Below are 23,097 nucleotides of genomic sequence, written 5' to 3'. Positions count from 1 at the left end.
TCTTCCCTTACAACGTTTCAATAACTGGCTGATGGCCACTGAGCAAAGTATGAACTTCGTTATTCAGGGCTGGATCGACAAAGCCGCTGGCGCCGTGTGCATCGCCTGCATGGTGGCCTACCATGCCACGATACACACCCGACAGTGCTACCCCGCAATCACTTTTCTTCGTCATCAAACCAGTGCGCCCGGGCGCGCATGATAATTTCGCTGGCCTGCTCATCTGTCATACCCGTGATTTCAGCCAGTTCGTCGGTCGCAAGTTCGGCCAGATCATCAAGCGTTGCCACGCCGGCGTCACCCAAAGCGGTAACCAGTTCCGGGGTCATACCTTCAAGATCCAGCAAATCCTGCGCTGTTTCAACCCGCTCTTCCTGGGCAATGGCCTCGGTCAGCAGAGCAGTACGTGCGCGGTTGCGCAATTCGTTGACGGTTTCTTCATCGAAGCCATCAATTTCCAGCAGTTCCTGGATAGGGACATAGGCCACTTCTTCCAGGCCGGTAAAGCCTTCATCGATCAGAATATCAGCCACCTGTTCGTCCACATCCAGACGGTCCATGAACATGGCGCGCTGGCCTGAACGCTCTTCTTCCTGACGATTCTGATTTTCTTCCGGTGTCATGATATTGATCTGCCAGCCGGTCAGATCAGACGCCAGACGCACATTCTGGCCACGCGAGCCAATCGCCTTGGGCAGATTTTCGGCATCAACCACCACGTCCATGGCGTGCTTGTCTTCATCCACCACAATAGACTCAACTGCCGCCGGCGCCAGTGCACCAATCACAAACTCGGCCGGTTCATCGGCCCACAATACGATATCGACCTGCTCGCCGCCCAGTTCGTTACGAACCGCGGTAACGCGCGAGCCGCGCATGCCAACGCAAGTACCGATAGGATCAATACGCTTGTCATATGCCACAACTGCAATTTTAGCGCGAAGTCCGGGATCACGGGCCGCTGCCTTGATTTCAAGCAAACCCTGTTCAATTTCCGGAACCTCGTTTTCAAACAGCTCACGGATAAATTCCGGCGCAGTGCGAGACAGCAGAACCTGCTGCCCTCTTGCCGTACGATCTACCTTGGCAACCCAGGCACGAACCCGGTCGCCAACCCGCAGGTTCTCTTTGGGAATCATTTCAGAACGCGGCAGGCGGGCTTCAATCTTGCCTGTTTCAATAATGGCATCACCTTTATCCAGGCGCTTGATCGTGCCGGAAATAATGGTCTCGCCACGATCCAGGAAGTCGTTGAGCACCTGCTCTCTTTCAGCATCGCGGATTTTCTGGATAATGGCCTGTTTGGCTGCCTGAGCACCGATACGACCGAACTCAATGGGCTCCAGCGGCTCTTCCAGATACTCGCCTTCCTGCACACCAGGCTTGATTTCCTGTGCTTCCGACAGCAATTCCTGACGATCCGGCTCCTGCAGACCTGCATCATCGGGAACAACAAGCCAGCGCCTGTAGCCCTCATGCGAGCCATTTGAACGATCAATAACGACACGGATATCGGCGTCGTCTTTGAAACGCTTTTTCATCGCAGAGGCAAGCGCATTTTCAAGCGCACCAAATACGACCTCACGCGATACGTTTTTTTCACGTGCCAATGCATCTACAAGCAGAAGAATTTCGCGACTCATCGCTTTTTACCCTTGAAATCAAGAACCGGATCCAGCTTTGCCTTTTCGATATCATCGAAAGCAAACTCTATTGTCTGTGTCTCGTTCTTTTTAATGTCAAATTCCAGACAGAATGTCTCTGTCGTCGTACCGTCTGAACTCTCTTTATGCCGCAGAATGCCGGTAAATACCTTGCGATTGTCCCGCGGCTCCCGTAATTTTACTTCCACACGTGCCTGCTGCGCGGCGAATCGATCAAAATCGCGACGAGTACGCAACGGCCGGTCTACGCCCGGAGAGCCCACTTCAAGCCGCTTATATTCGATGTTTTCCACCTCAAATACGCGCGAAAGCTGCCGCGATACCTGTTCGCAGTCTTCGATCGTCACTCCGCCCTCGCGGTCGATCGTGACCCGCAACAGTCCCAGTGCAGCCCGTTCGACATCGACGAGTTCAACACCAAGACCGGCGATGGCCTGTTCGGTAAGTGTGTATAAATCAGTCATACAATAAAAAATGGGCCTTTTCCAGCCCATTGTTGATTACAGTTATGTGCGCAAAAAAAATTGCAGATGCAAAAATTTGCAGCTGCAGCCATTTTTTGACGGCCTACCCCACATGTGAACCTGGCCTGAACCATCAAAGCTGCCTGCCCGCAAAAATAAGGTATACATAGCTGTTTCTGGTTATTGTTCCGATACTGTTCCGCTACCGACCAAAGCACAAAACGTCTTACAACGCCTTATGGTTGCCGCGTTCCAAGCCACCCCTTTTAAGCGACTTCAGAACAATAAACGGCACAAAACACTAACCAGGCAATTAGTTAATCAAAAATTATAACAGAATAATCAATACTTTACTATTTATTCAGCACAACATCAATTTGGTCCGCGGCTGGCCCGCAAGCTGCCGCTCACACCGCGAACCCTGTCGCACTCAGCCTAGCGACCGTTGCGATTGCGACCGATGAACCCCAATTGAGATTCATGAGCAGATGGGCCGGATGGCTGCCATTCATCACGATTACGCGATGCCTGACGGGCATTGGAGCGTCCGCCCGCATTCGTGCCGCGTCCGCCATTTTTGCCGTGACGAGGCTGCTCGCCCTTGTCGGCATGCCGTGCGCCATTGCGTCCTTCGCCACGTCCTTCGGCAGGCCCGCTCTGGCGTCGATTGTTGTACAACCCGGTGCCGGCACGACCATGACGGGGCGCTCCGGTACCAGACGTTGTTGCACCGGCACGACCATTCCCATTATTGCTGCGTCCATTACCAGTACGTCCACCTGGCGCATGGGTACGCACCCTGACTGGCGCTTCGAAACCCGGAGGCATGGCATTGTCGTGGGAAATAGGCTGCCGTGGCCGACGGTGATCCGAGCTGTCCTCTTCCTTGACCAGGCCGGTTTGAATCATCAGCGCGCTTACCAGTGTCGGTTCCAGCTCCTCCCAGCGGCCACGCTTCAGATTTCGCGGCAGCACAATATCGCCGAAACGGGTACGAATCAGGCGACTGACCGTCACCCCCACCGCCTCGAACATGCGTCGCACTTCGCGGTTACGCCCTTCCTGCAGCGTGACCCGATACCAGCGATTACTGCCTTCACCGCCGATAAACTCCATACTGGTGAAAGAAGCAGCACCATCGTCCAGCACAATCCCGGTGACCAGGCTTTCCCGCTGTGCGTCAGTCATCTCTCCCAGCACGCGCACCGCATACTCGCGCTCATTACCAAAGCGCGGATGCATAAACCTGTGCGCCAGATCGCCCGAGGTCGTAAATATCAACAATCCTTCGGTATTCAAATCCAGCCGGCCCACGGAAATCCACTTGCCTGTACGCATTTTGGGTAAGCGGGAAAAGACAGATGCACGCCCCTCGGGATCGTCATGACTGACGATTTCCCCGGCCGGCTTATGATACAGAATGACACGCGGCGGACGTTTGGCATTGGGCCGCGTCACCAACTGACCGTTCACACGAACCTGATCCTGCGGGCCAACCCGCTGACCAATGTGAGCAGGCTCGCCATTGACCGATACCCGGCCGGCAACAATCAGTTCTTCCATATCGCGACGCGAACCCACACCCGCATCGGCCAGGACTTTGTGCAGCTTGGGATTAACAGCGTCGCTATTGAGAATCTTGTTCAGTTTCTGCTCGAGACGCGCCGTACCGTCAAGATAGGCCAGCGCCTGATCGGCATCCCGCTCATCCTGAGCGGGGGTAAACGGGCTGCTCACCTGCTCCGGGCGCTCCGAGCGGGCCTGAGGCGCACGGCCCTTACCACCCGATCCGCGTGCTCCCGGTATGCGGCGAGGACGCGTCTGCGCTTTTTTCGCAGGCGCTGCGCTTACCTCAGTTGGCACCTCCGGCTGCTCCGTTTTTTCCATCACCGCATCGGCGCGACGACGACGGAATGGCGTGCGCAGCTTGCGCCCTTTGCCCTTCTGACGCCCGTCGGCCTCGGGCGCCGCGGCAGTCTGATCAGCACCCTGAATGGTAATTACTCTGGTGACAGACTCGTTGTCGTATTCGTTTGAGCGGTTTGAACGCGTGTCATTTGAATTATTTTCCGCATCAACGTGATCCGAACTATTCATTATGTTGGTAACTCCAAAAAACTATGTTTTATTCTTTAAATCGTCGTTTTGATTATCACTCGCCTCCCGATCCGATGAAATATCATCAGTAGGATCAACGTCATGATCGTCTGGCTGTTCATTTTGCGATGTCGAATCTGGGCTGAACCCAGCCGGCACGTCCTGGTCGGCTGATGCTGTCTCGTCGGCAGCAGCCATCTCTTCGGTCACATCGCTGTGGGCAACGTGCTCTTGAGCATTTACGGTATTCTGCGCTTGCGCGCCCGCAGCAGGCTCCTGGCCGACCGCGTCTATTCTGTCTTCATCTGACACATCGCTGATTTCAGCAGACTGTTCATCGACTTCAGCAGACTGCTCATCGACGCGCTCCGATGCATCATCAGTCAATCCCGCCACCCCTGACTGCTCAGATGAATCAGCGGCAGTCTGATCGTCGGCATTTTCAGTGTCCGCTTCAGCCATATCGGACTCCACCGACGCCCTCTCGGGCGGGACTGAGTTATCCTGGTCTGCACCGGTCACATCCGGCACAGATTCGTCAGAAGCAGACTCATCGGAAACAATCTGTGATTCTACCTGCTCTTGCGCAGGCTGATCCGCGACCGTGATATTCATATCCAGCCCGGATAAATCCGGCATGCCGGCCTCTCCACTCTCCAGCACCGGCAGATCATCAAGCGCTTTAAGTCCAAGATCATCGAGGAACTGCTTTGTCGTGCCCAGTAACGCCGGACGCCCGGGGGCATCACGATGACCTAACACGTCTATCCAGCCGCGCTCTTCTAACGTTTTGATGATTTGTGATGAAACCGTGACTCCGCGAATATCTTCGATATCACCGCGGGTGACAGGCTGACGCCAGGCAATAATTGCCAACGTTTCCATAACTGCCCTGGAATATTTGGGCGGCTTCTCTGGATTCAGGCGTTCTAAATACTTTTGCATCTCGGGCCGACTCTGAAAACGCCAGCCACTTGCCAATTCCGATAATTCTAAACCTTTCTCTGCCCATTCGTCTTGTAATACCTGAAGCTGTTGCTTAATTACATCATTTTCAACTTCGTCCAAATCGCTGAACAACTTGCGCAAATCCCCTATTTTCATAGGCTCCTCGGCACAAAGCAAGGCGGTTTCTAGGATTTTTCGAGATAAATTCTGGTCCATGATATTTCGCTTGGTGTAATCAGACTTGCATCATAACTCAAAATGGGCTAATATTCTTTTCTTACACAGACAGCCGCGGGGTGGAGCAGTCTGGCAGCTCGTCGGGCTCATAACCCGAAGGTCGTAGGTTCAAATCCTGCCCCCGCAACCAAACATATAAACGGTCCGATCGCATATTCATGCACGGGCCGTTTTTGTTTTTGTCGACGTCACATTGCTCTCGTTCATTATTGCAGTTGAATCGAAACGAAAATACCCTGCAAAACCGGCCTACTGTACATTGCCGACGATTTGTCGCATTGAGCTTGACCAATCATTCTTTGAACGTCTTTTGAATATTCAGGGTCTAAGCATCGTGGCCCTCCCTGATCATAATTAACGTATTAACTCCGATCCGAGATCACGTAGAAACGAGATCACGTAGAAACCGAGCATTGACACTATACACATATATCGTATAGTCATGATATACAGAATAAGGTCTGCGATGATTAGAAGTTTTATTCACAAGGGTCTGGAGAAATTCTTCCGCACGGGCAGTAAATCCGGAATACAAGCCGTACTATCAGGACTATCATTAGGAGTACAGTATGCGTATGCACAACCCAGCACATCCAGGAATGGTATTGCGCGAATATTTGGGTCAAACAAGTGTGACAGAAGCCGCGCAGCGCCTTGGCGTGACCCGCGCAGCCCTGTCTCGCATTTTGAACGGAAAGGCCGCTATTTCGGCCGATATGGCAGTCCGACTGTCGATTCTGCTTGGCACCAGTAGCAACCTCTGGGCCGGGATGCAATCAGACTACGACCTATGGCAGGCAGAACAGCAACGTCATGATTTCGTCGTACCGCTAACTCAGGCTTTGGCGTAATTGATGCGAGCTCGGCCGCGACGAGGCAGTCATTGACGCAGCCTGAGATATTTCCGTATGATTACGGAAGAAATTGAAAAAGGTACCAGATTAGGCATTGCTGGTACGCCGCCGAAAGGTTTGACGCTGGACGCAACGAAAGGGATGCCTGTTGTAGTGAGATAATCACTACCTTGAACGCTTTAATTTTTTTAGAACCGCTCTAATTGAGCGGTTTTTTTTGTCCATACCGAATGGCTTTCCAAAAGCATGCTTAAGTAGACGGATACATTGGTGACCAAATCGACTCACGGCAAAATTCTTCGAATTTTGGCGACCTCGAGAGATTGCAGTATTTCACGCATCGGCACCCCGACCCCTATCGGAAAGTACCTATCGTTTGTGATACTATATTTTAGTATCATTTAACGCATGAAATCAAAGCATCGAAAAACCCTTGAACTCATTTTTTCGCGACCCACACCCTCAAGCGTTAAATGGCCAGACTTGCTGGCCCTCTTCGTAGAACTCGGTGGTGAAGTAACGGAGCGTGAAGGGTCTCGCGTTGCGATATATCTGTTTAATCAAATCCGAGTACTACACAAGCCGCATCCCACACCCGATGTGGATAAGGGGTCGCAAGTATTCGAAAATGGCTTGAAGAAAACGGAGTGAAACCATGAACAATATTCTTAGTATTGACGGTTATAAAGCCGTTATTTCCTATGACCCGGAAACTGATATGTTTCGAGGCGAATTCATTGACCTGAATGGTGGCGCAGACTTTTACGCTTCAGACGTAATCACCCTCAAAAATGAGGCGCAAACTTCGTTGCGCATCTTTCTTGAAGAGTGTAAGAAACGCGGGATTGAGCCTAAAAAGCAGTTTTCCGGAAAATTCGTCCTGCGCGTATCACCTGAAACCCATCACGCGGCCGCATTGGCCGCCCAGGCATCAGGTATAAGCCTGAATCAGTGGGCCGCAAATGTTATAGCCGAAGCTGCTCGATTATAAAAATAGCCAGGGCTATTTTTTTCGCACCTGCAGCCATTTAATCATTTTGAATAAAGGACGCAAAGAGGACCGTTCCTTTAAGGGGTAAGCACTGCCCTGTGGAATCGCTATTTCAACACCGATTGGCTGGCATCTTCACATTTGTGATTAAGCCTGGGCACATACCGAATATAAACAAGTTCACTCAACAGCTCTACCAGTGTTTGCGTAACGATAATCGCCGGTACGACTGGAATCGCTCCGGGCACAGAAAGCGCTAGCGGCAACACCACCAGCGAGTTTCTTGTGCCGGCACTGAAAGCCACGGCGCGGCCCGCTGCCGGTTCTACCCTGAACATTCGGCTAACGCCCCACCCCAGCAATGGGGCAACAATTGCAAATGCGATATAAACAGGCACTACGCTGATCGCTGCGCCGGAAGCCGGGCCCAGCTGCGGCAGGATGGCGAGAACAACGATTGCCAATACAAGCGCTGTCGCGGGCACAGGTAAAAGACCCAGTATCTCTTCAGCCTTCTGTCCTGCCTTACTTTTACCCGCCCATCGCTGCACGATCGCCGCCAATGCCAGAGGCACCGCAACCAGCCAAACGAACGCCTCAATAAAGGGGCCGACCTGAACGAGCTGACGGCCCTCGTCACCAAGAAACAGACTCAAATAAAGAGGCAACAGCAACATTTGAGCAAGCAGCAGGGTTGGTGTGGAAGCCAATAACAGCCTTGCGTCAGCACGCCCTAAATGAGAAAAAGTAACCACATAGTCAATACACGGTGTCAGCAGCACCAGCAAAACACCTAGCCTGACGTGTGGATCTGCCGGCAGAAACTGGGCAAGTACCGCAACAAATAAAGGTATGACCAGGAAATTGCTGATGAGCAACGCAGCGACAAACCGCCCATGCATAAATGCACGCTGCAGCTGGCCTAATGGTACCTGCAAAAATGTGACGAACAGCATAAAGGCAAGCGCCGGATTAATGCCCTGCTCCAGTACGTGTGTGCCAGGAACAAAATACACGCATAAGGCCGCTAATGCGACAGAGAGGAAATAAATAACGATCTGTCGATTTTCAAGAACGTCTTTCAGTTTGAGCATTGCAACCATTAACTCGAGTCATTCAGGGGAAGATCGCTGGATTATAGACGGTCGCGATAATTGGATAAAATGCGATAAATCACAACGACAAATTACATTCTGATACATTAATTTCAAGCGGGAAGCGGCACCGATTAAACCATTGCCGTTGATTCCGTTGATTTTCACCTGATTTCTATTAATAATCACTTTATTAAATATTTCAATCATTTACAAAAAATAAGGGTGATTAGCTTGGCTCACCCATCACAGATAAAAAAATCAGTTAACTGGATAGGTGAAAAGATGGCTATAGTAGATCTGAATATTGAAGACAACACCAGATCAATGGAGATCGATCAGGCTGATTACGGCGGAGATATCCTAAGGATCAACATTGACACATTCGGCTCACTGGGGAGTATCGCAGACAACATTCCGCACCGCGATCTCACTGTCTCGCCCGGCCATCATTTGTTCTTCGACGGCAATCTCGTTCCTGCAATGGCACTGGTCAATAACATATCAATCGTGCAACTGGTCGATATGGTGTCGTTCGAGTACTTTCATATCGAACTCGAGCAGTTCGATATTTTGCTGGCCGAGGGCGTACCAGCCGAGTCTTATGTGGATACCGGCAATCGAAAAATGTTCCAGAATGCACATGAAGTGGAAATGAATCCGGACTTTGGGCCGGCAAAAGGCAGACCGGATATTCCCGGTATGACAGTGGTTCGCAAAGGTCCTGTGCTGGAAGCAATCCGTGCAAGGCTGCTGGAGCGTGCGAATTGGATGCAGATGCCTGAGACTGTGAAACGCGTTGGGTGATGGTGGCTAGGGTTGTGCACAAAACAAGTCTGCATTTCATCAATCATTCCCAGTCCCAACGGACTGGGAAAACACCCTAATGTGCAGTTTGACCATTAACCATGCGGGAGCAGAACCTGTCTGACGACCTCGCCACGATCAAGCAAATCAAGGTTGTGATTCAACTGATCAAAACACATAGTGCCACTCTTGAGTTTATCGACAGGCATTTTTCCGTCCTGGAAAAATTTCAAATAACGAGGCAGATCCCTTTCAGGCACGCAACTGCCCATAAAAGAACCTCTGAACACTTTTTCGTCGGCAACCAGCGAAGCATGGTCGTATTGATACATATCGCCAAAAGCGCCCAATCCCACACACACCACCTGACCACCCTTACGGGTCAGTGCAACAGCAGACTGCATGGCTGCCTTGCTGCCTGACACTTCGAAAGCAAAATCCACGCCTCCATTTGTCAAATCTTTCACCTGGGTAACCAGATCAGCAGAAGTCGCTGAAAGAGTATGCGTGCACCCGAGTTCGCGTGCCAAAGAGAATTTGCTTTCATTGATATCGATACCGATAATCTCCGATGCACCGGATATCCTGGCGGCCATGACTGCATTCAGACCAACCCCACCCAGTCCGAAAACCGCAACATTTTGCCCAGGCCTAACCTGCGCTGCGTTAAAGACGCTGCCGGCCCCCGTCACCACAGCACAACCGAACATGGCAGCCACATCCAGCGGCACGGCCGGATCGACCTTGATCAAAGAGCCAGGCAAGGTAATCGCGTATTGGGCGAAGGATGATACCCCGCTGTAATGATAAATCGGCTCGCCATTGCGGCTGATGCGACGCATGCCGTTGGCTAACAGACCCTGAGCGCGCGAGGCGGTAATGCCATTGCACAGCACAGGACGACTCTCGATACACGGACGGCAACAGCCACAACCAGCGACCACGGTCATGACAACATGATCACCCTCTTTGACCTGTGTTACGCCCTTGCCAACTTCCCGTACAATGCCCGCACCCTCGTGTCCGCCAACAACAGGCAGCGTTCGCTTGCGAATGCCTGCCACTTGCGACAGATCCGAATGGCACAGCCCCGCCCCTCGTACCTCAACCAGCACTTCGCCCTCGCCGGGCCCTTCAAGGTCCACCTCTTCGATCCGGAAGGGACCACTTTCGGCATAAGGGGTGGGCAAGCCCTGTTCATACATCACTGCTGCTGTCATCTTCATTCAGCTTTCTCCAGATTCCATTTACATTGATTATTTTGTTTATCTCGACTAACAGGCAAGGCGACATTCGATGTCAGTTGAAAACGACAAAACGCTCTTCAGTCATATCCTGAGTGGAGTAGCGCGAACCTTCCCGGCCCATGCCACTGTCCTTGACCCCGCCGTACGGCATTTGATCTGAACGCCAGCGCGAGGTACCGTTCACAATCACCCCACCGGTCCGGATACGCCGAACAGCAGAGAGTGCCAGATCAAGCGAATTGGTAAAGATGCCACATTGCAGCCCGTAAGGGCTTTCGCTGATCGCAGCAAAATGCGGCTCAATGTCCCTGTAAGGCCTGATAGACATGGCAGGCCCAAAGATTTCTTTTCCAATAACATCCATCGTCTCTTTGGTATTCACCAGAATCGTTCCAGGCAATTGAGCCCCTTTGCGCGCACCACCTCTTAGCACTTCCGCTCCCTGCCCGGTAGCATCATCAATCATTGCCTGCACGCGAATGGCTGCCGCTTCATCGATCAGGGTACCAACGTCGGTATTCATATCCATGGGATCGCCAAAACGGATCGTATCCAGTTCACGGCATACTGCCTCGGTAAACACCGAGTAGAGATCCTGATGAACAAGAACATTCTGAACTGACACACAACTCTGTCCGGTAACCGCGACGGCATTGCGCGCGCATGCACGCGCTGCAGCCTCCATATCCGCGTCTCGATGTACGAAAGTAGGACCGATACCTCCCAGTTCCAGGGTGACCCGTTTCATACCGACAGCATTGCGGATAAGCTTGCCTACCGCCACTGAACCGGTGAAACTGACAAAGTCGACGCGTGGATCTCCAACAATCTGCGCCGCAGCCTCATCGCCATATACAGTATTAATCGTGCCGGCAGGAAAGCCGGCTGCAGCAACGGCTTCGACGAAAAGATGAAACGACAGCGGCGCTTTTGGTGAAGGCTTAAGCACAATGCTGTTGCCAGCTGCCAGTGCTGGTCCCAGCTTATGAGCCGTCAGATTGACGGGCGCATTGAACGGTGTAATAGCGGCAACAACGCCAACGGGGAATCGCAAGAGCATGCCCAGCTTGCCCGCACTGATAGCGGTGGCGTCCATGGGAACATGTTCCCCCTGTATGCGCACCGCTTCTTCGGCAAATAACCGCAAGGTATCCGCCGAACGCTGCACTTCAGTCAGACTGTCTTTCAGCGCTTTTCCACTCTCTCGCGTCATGGCTCTTGCTGCCTCTTCGGCAATGGCTTCGACATTTTGCGCGGCTTTACGCAACAGCGCTGCCCGCTCATACCCTGGCATGGCACTCATTGCCACTTTGGCTCGATACGCGGCTCCCAGTGCGGCATCACAATCGCTCTCGCTGGAGATGGGTGCATAAGCTACTATGTCGCCACGATACGGATCTCGGACTTCATGTCGTGATCGCGTCTCCCGGCGTTCGTTGCCGATGATCAGCGGTATGATCTGTGGCGCGTTGCTGCTGTCGGACATCGGTGATTGTTCATCAATTCCTGGGGTCATACTCAAATTACTCTCCATATTGGGCAGTATTCATTGACATGCTGCATCATGTATCAAAAGCGCATAACGAAACATGCGGTAAAAGAGAACACTGCCGGGTGTCTCTCGTATCAGATCTACTGCACTTTGATATTGGCGTCTTTGATCAGGTTCTTCCAGCGTACAATTTCGGAGCTGACAAGCTTCTTCAGCACTTGCGGCCCTCCAGGGGTGGGCGTTGCGCCTTCATGTTCAAGCATTTTCCGAACATCATCCGATTCCAGCACGGCGTTGAGCTCGTGATTGAGCCTTTCGACGACAGCGGGTGGCATGCCCGCTGGCCCAAGCAGGCCAAACCAGGCTTCCAGCTCAAATCCAGGTAGCCCAGCTTCAGATACCGTTGGCAGATCAGGCAATAGCGGTGACCGCTTAGCGCCAGTAACCGCCAGGCCCCGCATTCGTCCATCCCGTATCTGCTGCACCGACGAGGCCACAGTGGGCAGCAGCATTTGCAATTCGCCGCCGGCAAGATCGGTAAACGCCAGCGAAATGCCTTTATATGGAATATGCGTCAAACTGATTCCTGCTTCATGTGCCAGCAAAGCCGTACCCAGATGGTTGATGCCGCCTACACCAGCCGATCCATAATTGATGCTGCCCGGTTTGTCGTGGGCCAGATCAACAAATTCCTTGAATGTTTTTGCCGGCAAGTCATTCGAGACGACAACGGCAAAAGGGCTGGTTGCAATCGTGCCAATGGGCTCCAGGTCTTTTTCCAGGTCATAACGCAAAACCTTGCTGGTCGCCAGATTGGTGGTAATGGAAGTAGATGCAAACAGCAGGGTATAGCCGTCGGGCTTCGAGCGAACCACATATTCTGTACCAATGGTTCCACCCGACCCGCCCTTATTTTCAACCACGACCGTTGTGGACATTCTGGGACCTAATTTGCTTGCAATCAGCCTTGCCATAATGTCATTGCTGCCGCCTGGTGCAAAAGGAACCACAATTTTGATTGGCTGGTCCGGCCAGGCAGCGTGTGCCGGTGCGCCAAACAGCAAGGGCAACACAATGGTTGCGGCGGTCAGGGCCAGAAAAACCCGCCTGTTACCACGCGCACCTGCGGGGGCAATCTTGTTCATGTCTTTGTCTCCTTTATATATTCTTCTTTCTTTATCCGAACTGCGTTCTTTATATCTATGATGACCGCACTGATTAAATCGGCCATTTTCCATCACTATACTCAGCTTGTCTGCATCACAATACGCAACAAATCCTCAATATCAGCGACAGAATCCAGACTACCAACCATTTCGCTCAATGCCTGAGGCGCATGGACTGCAAGCGAACACGCCGACGATTTGAAACAGTCGTTCGCCTTGGTTGCAACAGCTCCCGCCGACATGGGCCGGTCCGGATGCCCCAGAGGAGTGTCGATTCGTCGACGCAACGTACTGCCATCGGCAAATTCAATTTCCAGATCAACAGGCGAAACGTTGCGCCCGTGAGAACGCTCGATTTCATCATCGACATACGGTTCCACTTTTTGGGCCAGGTCAATAATGTCCTGTCTGCTATGCAGATCGGAGCCGAAATGCGCTAACCCCACATATCCATCAACCAGCGCGGTAGCGACGGTGTAGGGAATACTGAACTGCGCCTGTACGACGGTCTGCGGCGATCGGCGTACGTCAATTGGCGTACATACAGCCTGGTAAGCCTGGCGATTCAGGCCGGCCCGGATACGAACAATATCTGCAACGCGTTCGCCCAATTGTTCACGCAGTTCGAGCGCGGCTTCGATACCGCAATGATTGAAGCGGCAGCATGGATAGGGCTTATAGCTCAGATCGGTGAATATATAGCGCTCACCCAGACTGTTACGAAGCAGGTCAGGATCATAGCGATTCTGCAGATAAACACGGAAAAAGCCGTCAATGCCTTCGAAGGTTGCCTGCACACCCCGAATACCTTTTTGCGCCAATTGAACTGAAACGATACCAGCCATTGCCGCAAAGCCCGGCTGCATGCGCTTGGTCAAGGCCGCATCTCTGGTCACTTGGTGATTGCCCGCCACTTGGGAATAACTGATGCCCAGCGCATTAATAATCTGGTTTCGGTTCAGTCCCAGAATCTTGGCTGCTGCCGCCGTCGCAGCAAAATGACCGAATAACGGGGTATACATGAAGCCGCTCTCAACAATGCCAACCGTTGTCGCCGTACCCAGGCGGCAGATGGTCTCAAGTCCGACAGCAACACCAGCAATGAGTTGCGCCCCACTGACTCCGCCACGCAATTGCGCAGCGGCCAGTGCGGCTGGCACCACAGATACCCCGGCATGCAGGACCGCTGCATCATGCGTATCGTCATAATCTCTTGCATGAGCCATCATGCCGTTGATCCATGCCGCATGGTGTGCCGGAATCCGATCGCCAAACACCAGGACCGATGCCTGCGGCGCCCCACCCCACTCGCTCACTAATTCGCGCACTTGAGCCACGCCCTGGGCACTGGAGCCGGCAACCGCACAGGTCAGTGTGTCCTGGATATTTGCCTGGGCTGCCTGCCTGACTGGCAAAGGCAGGCTTTGCGGATCAAGATTACAAATGAAATCAGCCAGAACTGAAGAAAAATCAGCTTGATCATTTTCTGCTATTGCAGAGGATTTGGGGTTTTCGTGCGTTAATACACTCGTCATAGCTTGTTGTCTCATGTCTGAAATAACGACGCTGCCATCTGATATCGGCCACTATGGGCAGCAGCGACCACGGGTTGAATCGGCCATCTCGCCGGTATTCAGCCGACTGTTTCATTCTAGGAACGTTCACAGGCTGGTGTCCATGCGTGTTTTGTAGTGACCGTATCCACAAAAAATGGACAGTATCGGCAGGACCGTCAAGACCGCGACCCGACCAGCCATTTGGCTCGTTCAACCGTCCCTTAGGCCAATGGGCAATCAATGTGCTGCGGCCGCAGGAATTCGCGCAAGCCATCTTCGCCCCATTCCGAACCCACCCCGCTATGCTTGTAGCCGGTCATGGGCGCATCGGGCCGTAGCGGGCTGCCCCCATTGATTTGTACGGTGCCTACATGCAATTTTGGAACAATCTGCAAACACTCCTGCGTTGCTCCGAACACATAGGCTTTCAAACCCAAAGGCGAATCATTGGCTATGGCAATCGCTTCATCCACATCCTTATAGGTAAGCACAACAGATACAGGTCCGAATATTTCCTCTCTGGCCAAGGCCGCCTTGTTGTCCAGGCTCCCCACCAGCACCGGGTTAACATACCAGCCCTTTTCGATATCAGGGCGACCGCCGCCTGCCAGCACTTCCGCTCCATTTTGTACCGCCGTTTTTACTCCATCTTCAATCCGATTCCGCTGCGCCGCATTGATTACTGGTCCCAGCAGCGTGTCCGCCTTGCGTGGATCGCCTACTTTGAGCCGACCATAAACTTGTCGACTGATCTCTGCAAATTCCTGATACCGGGATGCTTCCACCAGAATCCGCGTGGGTGAGCCGCAGCCTTGTCCTGCATTTCGGGCATATCGTGCGTGCAGAGAATAGGCGTACTTATTAAAGTCTACCCCCGGCAGTAAAATGGCCGCCGACTTGCCACCCAGCTCCAGCACTACGCTGCGCAAACCGGATGCCGCCTGCTGCATTACCCTGCGCCCGACATTGACCGATCCGGTAAAGCTGACCTTAGCCACACCAGGATGTTCAGTGAGTCTTTCTCCCACCTGAGCGCCGCCTGCCAGAATATTGATAACACCTGCCGGAAATCCCGCAAGACGAATCAATTTTCCCAATTGCAAAACAGCGAGCGGCGCTTGCGGCGAGGACAGCAACACCGCAGTGCAGCCGGCTGCCAGCGCGGCACCAATTTTGGTCAGCCCAATCAGTAGCGGATAGTTGAACGCCGTAATGGCGGCCACCACGCCAACGGGCCGATAGACGACGGTACTGACTGCCGTACGGCTGGAGTTGAACCCAAGATGTCGGGTACGGTCAATCACAGCCTGTTGCGCGAACCAGCGCAAAAAAGCCACTGGCGTGTCGATATGATTGGCGGTCAGATTGATTGGCGTACCGATCTCCTGGATAAGCGTATCCATAAGCATATCCCGGTTCTCTTCGATCAAATCAGCCAAACGCAACAGAACGTCCTTGCGAAACTGTGGATCCTTCCAGCGTTCCTGCTCAAAGGCATTGACAGCACTGACGACAGCGGCATCCACCTGGTCTATAGAAGCACCTGCAAAATCAGCAACCAGCTCCTCTGTAGCCGGATTGACTACCCGGATAGACTCACCCTCACCGGCCTGGGCAACATTATTGATGAAAAGAGCAGTATCGATCGTGCCTGCCACCCTGTTCTGTTGTTCCTTCAACATGCTATGTCTTCCTCCTGATGTTGACTTGTTATCTGTTGTCCTGAGTTTAAGAAATTCATTACCGCGCCGTCTATGTCAAATTTCAGTTGACCGTATCCCGATTCCCGAAACACAAGCTGCTCAGACAAGTCAATTCGAAAACCAGGACACCGTATCCCGGAAATCGCCATGGACATGCCATCATTCTGACTGCAATATCTGATCAAACAAAACAGGATCGGGAGAACATCGCCATACCAAAGCGGCGAGAAAAGATCTGCACTTACGCAGGCAACCCGGCACACCTCATGGAGACAAAAATATGAGCCTGTCGCGCAGACAATTCCTTGTGACAGCACCCACGCTAGCTGTTGTCGCACATCAGGCGTGGGGGCAGAAAGCATTTCCCGACCAGCCAATTCGGATAATCGCGCCCTTTGCACCTGGCAGTTCAGATATGATTGCACGACGACTGGGTGAGTCTGTCAGCCGTCAGCTGGGCCAGCCGATTGTGGTGGAAAACCGCCCTGGTGCTCAGGGCGTTGTCGCCTCCCGGGCGTTGACTAAAGCAGCCAATGACGGGTATACGCTGTTGTTGGGTACCAATTCCACCCACGCCGCCAGTATTTATCTGTTCAGCAAGCCCGGATATGATCCGGTCAAAGATTTCACGCCCATTATGAGATTCACGACCAATCCTCTGGTTTTGTGCGTAAGAGCAGACAGCAATATTGATTCACTCAAGGCTTTCATTGAACACGGCAAGACGCATTCCGGCCAGATGAACTATGGCGCCGGAAACACCGGCAGCCTGGTCGCCACGCATCTGCTTACCACACAGGCCGGCTTCGACGCCCAGGCGGTCAATTACGCAGGGAATGCGGTAGCAGTCAATGACTTTCTTGCCGGGCGACTGGATTTCATGGTGACCGATCCAATGATCATCAAGCAGTTTGTTGAATCAGGACAGGTCCGAATGCTGGGGCTGACCTCACGCAAAAAGTTACCCTTGTTCCCCGAACTCGCCCCGATCGCCGATCTTGGCCTACCAGACTACGAATATGCGTCCTGGATCGGACTGTTCGGCCCGGCCCAATTACCTGCCGATATTACGCAAAAACTGTACGCCGCCTTTTCGGATGCATTGGCCAGTCAGGAGGCGCAACAATACCTGAACAGTATAGGCATGATTGCTGCCGACCTGCCACCAGCCACGTTCGGCGACTTCGTAAAAGATCAGATTCAGGTCTGGGGCCATCTGACCAGTGCTGCCGGGCTGGTGGCTCAATAAATTTATCGTCATCCTGTCAGGGCGCGCTGCTGCCACCTGACACCCAACACCTCTTATAAGGAGACATGACATGGCCATTCAACGCAGAACGCTGCTTCTGGCAGCGGCAGGAATGCCACTGGCACGTAGCTGGGCTGCACCCTCTTCCTTTCCGTCGCGCCCGATACGATTAGTGATTTCATTTCCGCCAGGCAGTACCTCGGACATGCTGGCCCGCCATCTCGGAGAAAAACTCAGCAGCGCACTCGGGCAGCCCGTTGTCGTTGAATCCAAACCCGGTGCTCAGGGCGTCATTGCCGCCCGTGCCGTCATTCACGCGGCCGCGGATGGCCATACCCTGTTTCTGGGAACCAATTCGTCGCATGCGGCTAACGTCTACCTCATCAGAAATCTGGGATATGACCCGATCGGCGACTTCAGCCCTATCGGCCAGATCACGACTAACCCCCTGCTGCTTGTCGTCAATGCTGATCGGCCAGTTAACTCACTCGGCGAACTGGTCAGTTATGCCCGGGCGCATCCAGGACAACTGAATTACGGAACCGGCAACTCAGGCAGTCTGGTCGCAGCACAACTTCTCAAGTCGCAGACTGGCATACAGGCACAGGCAGTAAATTATCCTGGCATGCCACAAGCCACTACCGATCTGGTCGCGGGCCGGCTGGATTTCATGATGGTCGATCCTTTAGTCATCCAGCCGTTTGTGGCATCCGGACAAGTACGTATTCTGGGATTGACGTCGCCTCAGCGTCTGGACGCCATGCCAAAAGTCGCTCCCCTATCCGAATTGGGGGTGCCCGGGTACCGTTACGAATCGTGGAGTGGTCTGTTCGGACCGGCCGGACTGCCCGCCGATGTCACTGAAAAACTGAGTGCAGTCCTGGCTGCAGCAGTCAATAGCAACACAACGAAAGCGTATTTTTCCCGGTTGGGGGTGATCGCAACCGCCTCGGATCCACAACACTTCGGACAATTTGTTCGCGAACAGATCGTGCTGTGGCGCACTCTATCCAGGGACGCAGGTTTGGCAGTCAACTGACCTGCCAACCAACCTATCCACCCAGATACGCCCGTACGACGTGGTCGCTTTTCATCAATTCAGCGCTGGCACCTTCAAGCCGAAGCTCACCTGTCTCCAGAACATAACCATAATTTGAAATCCTGAGAGCCAGTTTCGCATTTTGCTCCACCATCACCACTGCAATTCCCTCTGCGCTGACCGTCTGGACTAGTCTGGCCACCTCAAGAATCATTTTCGGGGCCAGACCCAACGTAGGTTCGTCCAGCATCAAAATCCGAGGCTGGCTGATCAGCGCCCTGGCAATGGCCACCATCTGCTGCTCTCCGCCTGAGAGACTGCTGGCCACCTGATGCCGTCGTTCAGCAATACGTGGAAAAATATCGTATAACATGTCCAGTCGTTGGCGAAATTGCCCGCTATTATGATTGCGATATGCGCCAATTTTGATATTGTCAAAGACAGTCATTTCAGGAAATAGTCTGCGCCCTTCCGGACATAGCGCCAACCCCCTGTCCAACCTCTCGTGCGGCTTCAACGATACAATGTCGCTGCCCTCCAGCACTATCTGACCATTGCGGGTATGTACCACACCCGCAATGGATTTGAGCAGCGTTGATTTGCCCGCGCCATTAGCGCCAACCACGGCCACCACCCCTTTCTCGGGGACGGAAACGGACACACCACTCAACGCGGCGACACCACCATAGGAAACGGACAAATTTCTTACTTCAAGCAAAGTCATATTCTTCTCCGAGATAGGCATCGATCACCGCCCGATCAGACTTGATCTGGTCGGGCGCTCCCAATGCCAATGGCACACCTCGATTGATCACCAATATACGGTCGCAAACGCCCATCACAAGCGGCATATCGTGCTCGACGAGTACAACCGTAATACCCAGCTCGTCACGCAACCGACGGATCAGTTGTGCCGCTTCCTTTTTTTCTGAAGTATGCAAGCCAGCGGCAGGTTCGTCCATCAGCAGTAGCCGAGGCTGCCCCATGAGTGCCATTCCTATACCCAGCATCTTCTGCTGTCCATAAGACAGACTGCCTGCACGACTGTCCAGCGCATGCTGTAGGCCTGTAAACCGTGCCATCTGCTCCAGTACATCCGGTTCGACGCCGGCATTGCGGGTGCCAAAGTAAACCAGTGGGTTGTAACGGCGTGACACCATGGCGGCACGTCGCAGATTTTCCTTCGCGGTATGCTCCTGAAAGACCGTTACCGCCTGAAAGGTACGTCCGATACCGAGCCTTGCAATCTTATCGCTCGATTTTCCTGAAATGTTTGCTCCATCGAAAAAGACCGTTCCCGAGCTGGGTGCAAAGTAGCCTGCTACAACATTGAAGAGCGTGGTTTTACCCGCTCCATTAGGTCCGATAATGCCAAATATTTCACCCGAAAGAATATCTGCAGAAACACCAGACACCGCAGACAGTCCGCCAAATCGGCGTGACACCTCACGTAAACTCAATAACACATCTGTCATCATGCTCTCCCTTTTCGCTGCAGGAAAACCACCAGACCTTTCCTGAAAAACAATAGAAATACGACCAGACAGATGCCATAGATCAACAGCTGATACTCGCGCGCATCTCTCAGTAACTCCGGCAGGGGAAGTATCAGAATAGCGCCTACAACGGGCCCCAGTGCAGAGGCCACGCCACCGATTGCGTTGACCACAATCAGGTCGACCGACATCAGAAAGCCAAACGTTTCAGGGGACAGAAATCCGATATAAAAGGCATATATCCCTCCACTGATACCGGCAATAAAAGCACTCAGTGCAAACGTACCGATCCGCCAGGACAGCGCATCCGAACCCAGTGCCCGGCTCAGCATTTCATTTTCATTCAGTGATTCATAAATAGCGCCCATATCCGATCGTTCGATGAAGCGCATGAGTGCATAAAACAGTACAAGAAACAGCAGGCCTAGCGCATAGTAATGCGGGCTTTGGGTAAGGCGCAGTCCGAATATCGAAAACTTCGGAATCCCGTAGAGCCCATTATTTCCGCCAAACAACGAGGTCCATTCCTGAAAAACCAGATTGACAATCTGACCAAAGGCATAGGTCAGCAGCACGAAGTAAACACCTCTGATACGCAGAAACAGCGGCCCGACCAGCGCCGCGATGATCGTTGCGATTGCTGCGCCGGTCAGCAGCGCCAGTGCTGGTGGCAACCCCAGGCGCATAACAAGAAGTGCACTACTGTAAGCGCCAATTCCCATAAAGGCCGGCTGGGCGATCGATAGCTGCCCGATTTTAAGCATCAGATTCATACTCAGCGCCATGGGAATCATGATCGTAATCATCGTGGCAATGTGAAAAACGTAGCGATTGTCGAGCAGCCAAGGCACGACAGCCAGGACGACCAGTATCAGATAGATATAACGGTTTCTCATCGAACGCTCCTTCCCATCAGCCCTGCCGGTCGCAACACAACAATAATCAGGACGAGAATGAATGAAACGATCAGGGCTAGCGTCGAACTGAATAAGGTCGTGACAACCGATTCGCTGATGCCGATCAACAACCCGCCCAATACCGCTCCGGGCAGGCTACCCAGGCCACCAAGAATGACCACTACAAACGCCTTGAGCATAGGCAGTTCGCCCATGTACGGCCCTACGGTATAGATGGGTGCCATCAGCGCGCCGGCCAGCCCGGCCATCAGGCATGCCAGTCCGAAAGCAGATGCGTACACCGTACCGGGCTCAATACCCACCAGACTCGCCGTTTCGGGATCCTGAGCAACAGCCTGCATAGCCAGACCAAGCCGGGCATATTTCATAAACAGATAGAAAACACCAAGAATCACCAGCGCACATACGGCTACCACGGTACGGTCCCATGGTACGGCGGCGGAAAATAGACGCCATGTACCCGAAAAGGGACGCGTCACCGATTGCTCGGCGGGTCCGAAAGTTAGCAAAATCACCGACTGCAGAATAATGCCGATTGCCAGTGACATGATCATGCCAGCCAGCTCATCTGCGACCAATGGGCGAAACAACAGCCTTTCGGCGATAACGCCCAGCAGCCCGCTGAGCACACCCGCCAGCAATACTGCCAGAAAATATGGCAAACCCATGAAGCCAAACAGCATGAGCATTGCCATTGCACCCATCATATAAAATTCGCCATGGGCGAAATTTACAATACGCATGATGCCGAAAATCAGCGTAAAACCCAGCGCCATAAGGATATAAATCAGGCTGGCCAGGACACCGTTAACAATGATTTGTTCAATCATATGTTCTCCGTCAATTGTGGTGCAGGCCGGCCACACACGGGCCGGCCGCCAACGCATTATTTGGCTTTACCCACTACCACGGCCTCGCCGTCCCGAATAGCGGCGATATACATCGGCGTGATAAATTGATTATCCACGCCCCACATCTGCTTGCCGCCCAGCGTAATGCTGCCGCCCTGTGCTGAATCCATCGGCAGCACACTGGCAAACGACTGCGCCATTTTGGTGGTGTCGTTGATATCACCGGCTTTCTGGATAGCGCGCATCAGAATACTGGTCGCATCGTAATAGGAAATCAAAATTTCATTCGGCTCCTGCCCGTAGACCTTTTTGTATTCATCTGCCAGATGACGATAGCCCGCATTGTTCGGGTCTGCATAGAGCGTACTGATCATGCCTTCTGCCGCCTCCTTGCCCGCGCCTGCAATAATGTCTCGCGGACCCGATCCACCGGTTTTCAGGAACCGCCCTTTGAAACCAATGTCCCGTGCCTGGCGGATCATGATGCCTGCCGTCGCCGGCGAGGTGCTACCCAGGTCAATAATCTCGGGATTAGTCGCCATGATTTTAGTAAAGAGAGGCTGAAAATCCTTCTGGTTCCGCTCGTACAAATCACGACCCACCAAGTCGTAGCCTTTTTCTGCAAACAGCCTGGACGTCAGCTGATCCTGATCCCAGCCCGTTTCATCATTCGGATTTGCCAGGAATACGCGTCGTTCCTTGTAGTTTTCCTTGAGCCAGTCGATCAGCGAGGGAATATAATTGGCCGATACGCTGAAAACACGATACATGAACTTCGTGTTCGCATCGATGGCCTTGGCTGAAAAGGATGTGGTCAAGCCAATTACCTGATCGTCCTCAACCTGATTCTTGACTGCGAGCGTGCCTGCTGACCCCATGATATATACGAACTTGGCCCCGTCCTGCCTGACAAGACGGTTGTAAGCGGAAACCGCATCAGCCGCCCGATATTTGTCGTCATAGGCAATGACCTCAACTTTGTGTCGCTCGCCATTGACCTGCAGTCCACCTTCCGCATTGACCTCATTGGCCTTGATCTTCACTGCCTGTACGGCAGCTAAGCCCCAGGGCGCACCGCCACCAGTAGTAGCAGCAATCACGCCGATTTTAATCGGTTCACCCGCCGCGGCCCACGTTGGTGTTGCGCACAATGTCAGCGCCATTACCGCAGCGCGTAGAATATTGTTATGTTTCATGTCTCTCTCCTCGATGAACAGAGTCCATC

The 23,097-nt window shown here is 53.0% G+C and carries 21 protein-coding genes and 1 tRNA gene; 6 read left to right on the top strand and 16 right to left on the bottom strand.

Annotated features, from left to right (window positions below; genetic code table 11):
* Positions 1–7: 7 nt before the first annotated feature.
* From MIM_RS23155 to scpB, 5 genes are all read right to left on the bottom strand, one after another.
* Positions 8–175, bottom strand: coding sequence for a hypothetical protein (locus tag MIM_RS23155; protein WP_158318707.1), 168 nt, complete (start codon positions 173–175; stop codon positions 8–10).
* Positions 159–1,643: a transcription termination factor NusA gene (nusA, locus tag MIM_RS07455; RefSeq protein WP_025372133.1), complete on the bottom strand. Its 1,485-nt coding sequence runs from the start codon at positions 1,641–1,643 to the stop codon at positions 159–161. The genes MIM_RS23155 and nusA overlap by 17 nt, the downstream gene beginning before the upstream one ends.
* Entirely contained in the window at positions 1,640–2,128 is a 489-nt protein-coding gene (rimP, locus tag MIM_RS07450; protein WP_025372132.1) for a ribosome maturation factor RimP, read from the bottom strand. The genes nusA and rimP overlap by 4 nt, the downstream gene beginning before the upstream one ends.
* Before the next feature lie 435 nt (positions 2,129–2,563).
* Positions 2,564–4,225, bottom strand: coding sequence for a 23S rRNA pseudouridine(2605) synthase RluB (rluB, locus tag MIM_RS07445; RefSeq protein ID WP_025372131.1), 1,662 nt, complete (start codon positions 4,223–4,225; stop codon positions 2,564–2,566).
* 21 nt (positions 4,226–4,246) lie between these two features.
* Entirely contained in the window at positions 4,247–5,389 is a 1,143-nt protein-coding gene (gene scpB / locus MIM_RS22445; protein ID WP_025372130.1) for an SMC-Scp complex subunit ScpB, read from the bottom strand.
* A 74-nt stretch (positions 5,390–5,463) separates the two neighbouring features.
* On the opposite strand from scpB, the gene MIM_RS07435 reads away from it, so the two are divergent.
* The 3 genes from MIM_RS07435 to MIM_RS07425 all read left to right on the top strand — a co-directional run bounded on the left by MIM_RS07435 (position 5,464) and on the right by MIM_RS07425 (position 7,255).
* Positions 5,464–5,540 (top strand) — tRNA-Met (locus tag MIM_RS07435).
* 439 nt (positions 5,541–5,979) lie between these two features.
* Complete coding sequence (locus MIM_RS07430) at positions 5,980–6,261, top strand: HigA family addiction module antitoxin (RefSeq protein ID WP_025372129.1); 282 nt, start codon at positions 5,980–5,982, stop codon at positions 6,259–6,261.
* Between the two features lie 658 nt (positions 6,262–6,919).
* Complete coding sequence (locus MIM_RS07425) at positions 6,920–7,255, top strand: type II toxin-antitoxin system HicB family antitoxin (RefSeq protein WP_025372128.1); 336 nt, start codon at positions 6,920–6,922, stop codon at positions 7,253–7,255.
* Between the two features lie 107 nt (positions 7,256–7,362).
* Here MIM_RS07425 and MIM_RS07420 read toward each other — a convergent pair whose 3' ends face one another.
* The gene (locus MIM_RS07420) at positions 7,363–8,349 is read right to left on the bottom strand and encodes an arsenic resistance protein (RefSeq protein ID WP_025372127.1); all 987 of its coding nucleotides are present in this window, start codon (positions 8,347–8,349) and stop codon (positions 7,363–7,365) included.
* Between the two features lie 285 nt (positions 8,350–8,634).
* Here MIM_RS07420 and MIM_RS07415 point away from each other — a divergent pair, with 285 nt between their 5' ends.
* Complete coding sequence (locus MIM_RS07415) at positions 8,635–9,156, top strand: Hint domain-containing protein (protein ID WP_025372126.1); 522 nt, start codon at positions 8,635–8,637, stop codon at positions 9,154–9,156.
* 95 nt (positions 9,157–9,251) lie between these two features.
* Here the strand turns inward: MIM_RS07415 and MIM_RS07410 are convergent, their stop codons facing one another.
* The 5 genes from MIM_RS07410 to MIM_RS07390 form a co-directional block, all read right to left on the bottom strand.
* Entirely contained in the window at positions 9,252–10,382 is a 1,131-nt protein-coding gene (locus MIM_RS07410; protein ID WP_025372125.1) for a zinc-binding dehydrogenase, read from the bottom strand.
* 73 nt (positions 10,383–10,455) lie between these two features.
* Positions 10,456–11,919, bottom strand: coding sequence for an aldehyde dehydrogenase family protein (locus MIM_RS07405; protein WP_245592836.1), 1,464 nt, complete (start codon positions 11,917–11,919; stop codon positions 10,456–10,458).
* A gap of 116 nt (positions 11,920–12,035) precedes the next feature.
* Positions 12,036–13,040 (bottom strand): Bug family tripartite tricarboxylate transporter substrate binding protein, encoded by a 1,005-nt coding sequence (locus MIM_RS07400; protein ID WP_025372123.1) that lies wholly within the window; start codon positions 13,038–13,040, stop codon positions 12,036–12,038.
* Between the two features lie 101 nt (positions 13,041–13,141).
* Positions 13,142–14,596 (bottom strand): MmgE/PrpD family protein, encoded by a 1,455-nt coding sequence (locus MIM_RS07395; RefSeq protein WP_025372122.1) that lies wholly within the window; start codon positions 14,594–14,596, stop codon positions 13,142–13,144.
* A 242-nt stretch (positions 14,597–14,838) separates the two neighbouring features.
* Complete coding sequence (locus MIM_RS07390; protein ID WP_025372121.1) at positions 14,839–16,299, bottom strand: aldehyde dehydrogenase family protein; 1,461 nt, start codon at positions 16,297–16,299, stop codon at positions 14,839–14,841.
* 436 nt (positions 16,300–16,735) lie between these two features.
* Between MIM_RS07390 and MIM_RS07385 the strand changes: the two genes are divergently transcribed.
* Together MIM_RS07385 and MIM_RS07380 are read left to right on the top strand one after the other, a co-directional pair.
* Complete coding sequence (locus MIM_RS07385) at positions 16,736–17,569, top strand: Bug family tripartite tricarboxylate transporter substrate binding protein (protein ID WP_158318706.1); 834 nt, start codon at positions 16,736–16,738, stop codon at positions 17,567–17,569.
* 70 nt (positions 17,570–17,639) lie between these two features.
* The gene (locus tag MIM_RS07380; protein WP_025372119.1) at positions 17,640–18,608 is read left to right on the top strand and encodes a Bug family tripartite tricarboxylate transporter substrate binding protein; all 969 of its coding nucleotides are present in this window, start codon (positions 17,640–17,642) and stop codon (positions 18,606–18,608) included.
* Positions 18,609–18,621: 13 nt separating this feature from the next.
* On the opposite strand, the gene MIM_RS07375 is transcribed toward MIM_RS07380, so the two are convergent.
* From MIM_RS07375 to MIM_RS07355, 5 genes are read right to left on the bottom strand one after another with little or no spacing between them, the layout of a single operon-like run.
* Positions 18,622–19,332 (bottom strand): ABC transporter ATP-binding protein, encoded by a 711-nt coding sequence (locus MIM_RS07375; RefSeq protein WP_042070075.1) that lies wholly within the window; start codon positions 19,330–19,332, stop codon positions 18,622–18,624.
* A complete protein-coding gene (locus MIM_RS07370) occupies positions 19,319–20,086 on the bottom strand; it encodes an ABC transporter ATP-binding protein (protein ID WP_084458937.1) in 768 nt (255 codons plus the stop codon). Before MIM_RS07370 ends, MIM_RS07375 begins: the two co-directional genes overlap by 14 nt.
* The gene (locus MIM_RS07365; RefSeq protein WP_025372116.1) at positions 20,083–21,000 is read right to left on the bottom strand and encodes a branched-chain amino acid ABC transporter permease; all 918 of its coding nucleotides are present in this window, start codon (positions 20,998–21,000) and stop codon (positions 20,083–20,085) included. Before MIM_RS07365 ends, MIM_RS07370 begins: the two co-directional genes overlap by 4 nt.
* Positions 20,997–21,851, bottom strand: coding sequence for a branched-chain amino acid ABC transporter permease (locus MIM_RS07360; RefSeq protein ID WP_158318705.1), 855 nt, complete (start codon positions 21,849–21,851; stop codon positions 20,997–20,999). The genes MIM_RS07365 and MIM_RS07360 overlap by 4 nt, the downstream gene beginning before the upstream one ends.
* 56 nt (positions 21,852–21,907) lie before the next feature.
* Positions 21,908–23,068: an ABC transporter substrate-binding protein gene (locus MIM_RS07355; RefSeq protein ID WP_025372114.1), complete on the bottom strand. Its 1,161-nt coding sequence runs from the start codon at positions 23,066–23,068 to the stop codon at positions 21,908–21,910.
* Between the last annotated feature and the right edge of the window lie 29 nt (positions 23,069–23,097).

This window comes from Advenella mimigardefordensis DPN7 (assembly GCF_000521505.1).
Taxonomy (GTDB): domain Bacteria; phylum Pseudomonadota; class Gammaproteobacteria; order Burkholderiales; family Burkholderiaceae_B; genus Advenella; species Advenella mimigardefordensis.
This window is presented reverse-complemented; position numbering and strand designations above follow the sequence as displayed.